Genomic DNA, 3,067 nt, shown 5'->3' on the forward strand with positions numbered 1-3,067 from the left:
GCGATCGCTGAATACTTTATGTACAAAGGTAAAGCTACTTTGATCGTATACGATGACTTGACCAAACAAGCTCAAGCATACCGTCAAATGTCCTTACTACTACGTCGTCCACCAGGTCGCGAAGCATATCCTGGAGACGTATTTTATCTACACTCTCGTTTACTAGAACGCGCAGCAAAACTCAGTGACGAATTGGGTGCTGGTAGTATGACTGCTCTACCTATCATTGAAACTCAAGCGGGTGACGTATCTGCTTATATTCCTACCAACGTAATTTCGATTACTGACGGTCAAATTTTCTTGTCCTCTGACTTATTTAACGCTGGTTTCCGTCCTGCAATTAACGCTGGGGTATCTGTATCCCGCGTAGGTTCTGCGGCTCAAACTAAAGCTATGAAACAGGTAGCAGGTAAGCTGAAATTAGAATTGGCTCAGTTTGCCGAGCTTGAAGCGTTCGCTCAGTTCGCTTCCGACCTAGACGCAGCAACTCAAAACCAACTGGCTCGCGGTCAGCGTTTGCGTCAAATCCTCAAACAGCCTCAGAACTCTCCTCTATCTGTAGCAGAACAAGTTGCAGTAGTATATGCTGGCTTGAATGGGTATATTGATGAAGTTCCCGTAGAAAAAGCAACTGAATTTGCTCAAGGATTGCGCGATTATCTCGGCAGTAGTAAAGCTAAATATGGAGAAATCATTGCTTCTGAAAAGAAACTAACTGATGAAGCAGAAAATCTCTTAAAAGAAGGAATTAACGAGTTTAAACAATCCTTCATGGCAACAGCATAATCTGGGTAAAGGGTAAAAGGTAAAAGGTAAAAGGTATGGGTGATTAACAACATTGACCTACTACCTATTACCTACTACCTACTATCTGTTACTTTTCCTTTATCCTTTATTATTCAGCGTTGAAAAGATATGCCTAATTTAAAAGCAATTCGCGATCGCATCGCGTCGGTAAAAAACACTAAAAAAATCACTGAGGCTATGCGCCTCGTGGCTGCTGCTAAAGTTCGTCGCGCTCAAGAGCAAGTAAATTCTACTCGTCCTTTTGCCGATAGTTTGGCACAGGTTTTATATAACATTCAAGGTAAACTTCAGTTTGAAGATGTCGATTTACCTTTATTCCAACAACGAGAAATTAAAAAAGTCGCTCTTTTAGTAGTTAGTGGCGATCGCGGTTTATGTGGTGGTTATAACACCAACGTGATTCGCCGCGCTGAGATTAGAGCCAAGGAATTGGAAGCCCAAGGTGTTGAGTATACTTATGTTTTGGTCGGACGCAAATCCGTTCAATATTTTGGCAACCGTAATGCTCCCACAGAAAAGACTTTCAGCGGTTTAGAGCAAATTCCTACCGCAGCTGAAGCAGCAGAAATTGCTGACGAGCTACTTTCTTTATTTTTGGCGGAAGAAGTAGATAAAGTGGAATTGATTTACACTAAATTTGTTTCTTTAATCGCTTCCAAGCCAGTAATTCAGACTTTGCTTCCCCTAACTACTCAAGGATTAGAAGTAAAAGACGACGAAATTTTCCGTTTGACTACTAAAGGCGGAGCGTTTGGCGTGGAGAGAGAAACTGTTAGCACAGAAGTAGAAGCTTATCCTAAAGATACAATCTTTGAGCAAGATCCCGTACAAATTTTGGATGCTTTACTTCCTTTGTATCTCAACAACCAAATTTTACGTTCTCTTCAAGAAGCAGCAGCTAGCGAGCTTGCAGCGAGAATGACTGCAATGAATAACGCTAGCGATAATGCTACAGAATTAATGGGTACTTTAACCACGTCTTACAACAAAGCAAGACAAGCAGCAATTACCCAAGAACTTTCTGAGGTGGTTGCAGGTGCTAACGCTTTGTAATTTCTAAGCCGTTAGCTTCGATTAATTGAGATTGATTATTTAAACGTCTGGATTTATGTCTGGGCGTTTTTTTATTGGTTGTTAACTAAGGTTTACCCGACATTCCGCAGAAAAATTTAAGAGAGCAGATAATCAATTATTCCCGCAATGATTCCACTTCTTTTTTGCAGCAAATTTTTGCAGTAAAGTTTCCGCCTCTTTTTTTCAAAATGAGAATTGCTGCATTCGCCCCGAAGAATTTTAATTTGCTTGCTTGATAGATAAACCAATACGTTTTAATTTTTGATTGACTTCTAATACTTTAACTTTTACTACTTGTCCTACTTTGACAATTTCATTAGGATCGTCCACAAAGCGATCGCATAATTGGGAGATATGCACCAAACCATCTTGATGGACTCCAATATCAACAAATGCCCCAAAGTTAACTACATTAGTTACTACTCCTTCTAGCATCATTCCTTCTGTGAGATCGCTAATTTCGGCAACGCCTTCTTTAAAGGTGGCATATTGGAATTGTTCTCTAGGATCTCGACCTGGTTTTTCTAGTTCGGCGATCGCATCTTCTAGGGTAGGCAAACCAATTTCAGAGGTGACAAATTGTTGGAGATCGAGGGTTTTGAGACTGTTGCCAACAGTAGTTATTTTAGTTAAAGGTACATTAAGGCTTTGGGCGATTTGTTTGATGATGGGATAGCTTTCTGGGTGTACTGCGGTATTATCTAGGGGGTTTTCGCCGTTACGAATTCTCAGAAAACCTGCGGCTTGTTCGTAGGTTTTTTTGCCCAATTTGGCTACTTTGAGTAATTCTTTACGATTATTAAATGCGCCTGTTTCGTTGCGATAAGCCACAATATTATTGGCAATAGTGGCAGAAATTCCCGAGACAAAAGTAAGTAATTCTTTGGAAGCGGTGTTTAAATCTACGCCCACATAGTTAACGCAACTTTCGACGCTTTCTTCTAATTTCTGTTTGAGGAGTTTTTGATTGACATCGTGTTGATATTGCCCCACGCCAATAGATTTGGGGTCGATTTTAACTAATTCTGCCAGAGGATCTTGCAACCTTCTACCAATGCTAATTGCGCCCCGCACCGTAATATCTAAATCGGGAAATTCTTCTCTAGCCACATCGCTGGCAGAATAAATAGATGCTCCCGATTCATTAACAATGACTTTAATTGGTTTTTGTTCTATCTCTGGTAAA

Annotated in this window: 3 protein-coding genes; 2 read left to right on the top strand and 1 reads right to left on the bottom strand. The window is 40.5% G+C overall.

Going from position 1 to position 3,067, the window contains the following annotated elements; genetic code table 11:
- Together AC33VI_RS13130 and AC33VI_RS13135 are read left to right on the top strand one after the other, a co-directional pair.
- Positions 1-786, top strand: a 786-nt coding sequence (locus AC33VI_RS13130) for a F0F1 ATP synthase subunit alpha (RefSeq protein WP_491782718.1), incomplete at its 5' end; no start/stop codon positions are given.
- A gap of 129 nt (positions 787-915) precedes the next feature.
- Entirely contained in the window at positions 916-1,860 is a 945-nt protein-coding gene (locus AC33VI_RS13135; RefSeq protein WP_491782719.1) for a F0F1 ATP synthase subunit gamma, read from the top strand.
- A 240-nt stretch (positions 1,861-2,100) separates the two neighbouring features.
- Here AC33VI_RS13135 and AC33VI_RS13140 read toward each other — a convergent pair.
- The coding region (locus AC33VI_RS13140) for a helix-hairpin-helix domain-containing protein (RefSeq protein WP_491782720.1) at positions 2,101-3,067 on the bottom strand (967 nt) is incomplete at its 5' end.

Source organism: Waterburya sp., from assembly GCF_058530065.1.